We start from the raw sequence: 2,991 nt of genomic DNA, 5'->3' as shown, positions 1-2,991 counted from the left end.
CCTCGATGCTGGCCAACACCCTGCGCGACGAGTCGCCCACGCATGCGAGGATCGAACACGTACCTCACATGTGCGTGCGAAGGAGAGAGCGCGATGGCCACCAAGCCGCCCCAGGGCGATCCGGTTCAGGACGCTCCGCAGGTCGCCGAGCCGAAGCACGCGGCGGCGGGGCTGCCCGCCATCGGGTACACGCTGCGGATGGCCCAGCAGCAGATGGGCGTCAGGCGCACCGCTCTCACCCTCCTGCGCGTGAACCAGAAGGACGGCTTCGACTGCCCGGGCTGCGCCTGGCCGGAGCCGGACCACCGGCACAAGGCGGAGTTCTGCGAGAACGGCGCGAAGGCGGTCGCCGAGGAGGCCACCCTGCGCCGGGTCACCCCGGAGTTCTTCGCCGCGCACCCGGTCACCGACCTCGCGACGCGCAGCGGCTACTGGCTGGGACAGCAGGGGCGGCTCACCCACCCCATGTACCTCCCCGAAGGGGGCACGCACTACGAGCCGGTGACCTGGGAGCGGGCCTTCGACATAGTCGCCGAGGAGATCACCGCCCTCGCCTCCCCCGACGAGGCGCTCTTCTACACCTCGGGCCGTACCAGCAACGAGGCCGCCTTCCTCTACCAGCTGTTCGCGCGCGAGCTCGGCACCAACAACCTGCCGGACTGCTCCAACATGTGCCACGAGTCCTCCGGCTCGGCCCTGAACGAGACGATCGGCATCGGCAAGGGCAGCGTCCTGCTGGAGGACCTCTACAAGGCCGACCTGATCGTCGTCGCCGGCCAGAACCCCGGCACCAACCACCCCCGGATGCTCTCCGCCCTGGACCGGGCCAAGGCGAACGGCGCGAAGATCATCAGCGTCAATCCGCTGCCCGAGGCGGGCCTGGAGCGCTTCAAGGACCCCCAGACCGCCCAGGGGATGCTCAAGGGCACCGCCCTGACCGATCTGTTCCTGCAGATCCGCATCGGCGGCGACCAGGCCCTCTTCCGCCTCCTGAACAAGCTCGTCCTGGAGACGGAGGGCGCGGTCGACCAGGCCTTCGTCGACGAACACACCCACGGCTTCGAGGAGTTCGCGGCCCAGGCCCGCGCCGCCGACTGGGACGAGACGCTCACCGCGACCGGCCTCGCCCGCGAGGAGATCGAGCAGGCCCTGGCCATGGTGCTCGCCTCGAAGCGCACCATCGTCTGCTGGGCCATGGGCCTCACCCAGCACAAGCACTCCGTGCCGACCATCCGCGAGGTGGTCAACTTCCTCCTCCTGCGCGGCAACATCGGCCGCCCCGGCGCGGGCGTCTGCCCGGTCCGCGGCCACTCCAACGTGCAGGGCGACCGCACGATGGGCATCTTCGAGCGTCCGGCGCCCGCCTTCCTGGACGCCCTGGAGAAGGAGTTCGGCTTCGCGCCGCCGCGCGAGCACGGCTACGACGTCGTCCGTGCCATCCAGGCGTTGCGCGACGGCGAGGCGAAGGTCTTCTTCGCCATGGGCGGCAACTTCGTCTCCGCCTCTCCCGACACGGAGGTCACCGAGGCGGCCATGCGGCGCGCGCGGCTGACCGTGCACGTGTCGACCAAGCTCAACCGTTCGCACGCGGTCACGGGCGCGCGTGCCCTGATCCTGCCCACCCTGGGCCGCACCGAGCGCGATCTCCAGGGCAGCGGCGAGCAGTTCGTGACCGTCGAGGACTCCATGGGCATGGTGCACGCCTCCCGTGGCCGCCTGGAGCCCGCGAGCAGCCATCTGCTGTCGGAGCCGGCCATCGTCTGCCGCCTGGCACGCCGCGTGCTGGGCTCCGAGTCCCGTACACCGTGGGAGGAGTTCGAGAAGGACTACGCCACCGTCCGCGACCGAATAGCGCGCGTCGTACCGGGCTTCGACGACTTCAACGCGCGCGTGGCCCACCCGGGCGGTTTCGCCCTCCCGCACGCCCCGCGCGACGAGCGCCGCTTCCCGACGGCCACCGGCAAGGCCAACTTCACCGCCGCGCCCGTGGAGTTCCCCAAGCTGCCCGAGGGCCGCCTCCTGCTCCAGACACTGCGCTCGCACGACCAGTACAACACCACGATCTACGGCCTGGACGACCGCTACCGGGGTATCAGGAACGGCCGCCGGGTCGTCCTGGTCAACCCCGAGGACGCCCAGCGGCTGAAGCTCGCCGACGGCTCGTACGTCGACCTCGTGAGCGAGTGGAAGGACGGTGTGGAGCGGCGGGCGCCCGGCTTCCGGGTGGTGCACTACCCGACGGCGCGCGGCTGTGCGGCGGCCTACTACCCGGAGACCAACGTCCTGGTGCCGCTGGACGCCACCGCCGACACCAGCAACACCCCGGCCAGCAAGTCCGTCGTCGTCCGTCTGGAACAATCGGCGACCGACTGAGCGTTTGCTCAGTCGAGCGAGTGATCCCGACGAAACGGAGCCGGGCCCCATGGGCGAGCAGCAGCATGTGAAGTTCCCGCAAGAGGTCATCGACGAGTACGCCGCGCTCGGTGTCGACCTGCCGGCGCTGTTCTCCGCGGGGCATCTCGGCGCGCGCATGGGCGTGGAGATCGTGGAGGCGTCCGCGGACCGGGTCGTCGGGACGATGCCGGTGGAGGGCAACACCCAGCCGTACGGGCTGCTGCACGGCGGCGCCTCCGCCGTCCTCGCCGAGACGCTGGGCTCGGTCGGCTCGATGCTGCACGGCGGCAGCTCCAAGATCGCCGTGGGCGTCGACCTCAACTGCACCCACCACCGCGGGGCGCGCTCCGGCCTGGTGACCGGCGTGGCCACCCCCGTGCACCGGGGGCGGTCCACGGCGACGTACGAGATCGTCATCAGTGACGAGCAGGGCCGGCGGGTGTGCAGCGCACGGCTGACGTGTCTGCTGCGGGACGTGAACCCCGGCGACGTGGCCCACATCGTGGCGGCCAACTGACCACACCGGGACTCCGGCCCGGGGCCACCCCGGGCCCGACGCCCCGTCTCTTCTACCCACCCGACGCGGCCCCCGAAGAG

At 71.0% G+C, this 2,991-nt stretch carries 2 protein-coding genes; both read left to right on the top strand.

Features of this window, described 5'->3' with window-relative positions; translation table 11 throughout:
• The first annotated feature begins 93 nt into the window (after positions 1–93).
• Positions 94–2,373, top strand: coding sequence for an FdhF/YdeP family oxidoreductase (locus HLK59_RS49280; protein ID WP_171148220.1), 2,280 nt, complete (start codon positions 94–96; stop codon positions 2,371–2,373).
• A gap of 49 nt (positions 2,374–2,422) precedes the next feature.
• Positions 2,423–2,911, top strand: coding sequence for a hotdog fold thioesterase (locus tag HLK59_RS49275; RefSeq protein WP_171148219.1), 489 nt, complete (start codon positions 2,423–2,425; stop codon positions 2,909–2,911).
• The last annotated feature ends 80 nt before the right edge of the window (positions 2,912–2,991 follow it).

Origin of the sequence: Streptomyces sp. S3(2020) (genome assembly GCF_013044505.1) — a bacterium.
Classification (GTDB): Bacteria; Actinomycetota; Actinomycetes; order Streptomycetales; family Streptomycetaceae; genus Streptomyces.
Note: the sequence above shows the minus strand (reverse complement) of the source record. Positions and strands in the feature narration are given on the sequence as shown.

Bases quoted from the DNA above. Each gene is read 5' to 3' on its own strand.
- HLK59_RS49280 (WP_171148220.1), top strand. From the start codon at position 94: ATGGCCACCAAGCCGCCCCAGGGCGATCCGGTTCAGGACGCTCCGCAG.
- HLK59_RS49275 (WP_171148219.1), top strand. From the start codon at position 2,423: ATGGGCGAGCAGCAGCATGTGAAGTTCCCGCAAGAGGTCATCGACGAG.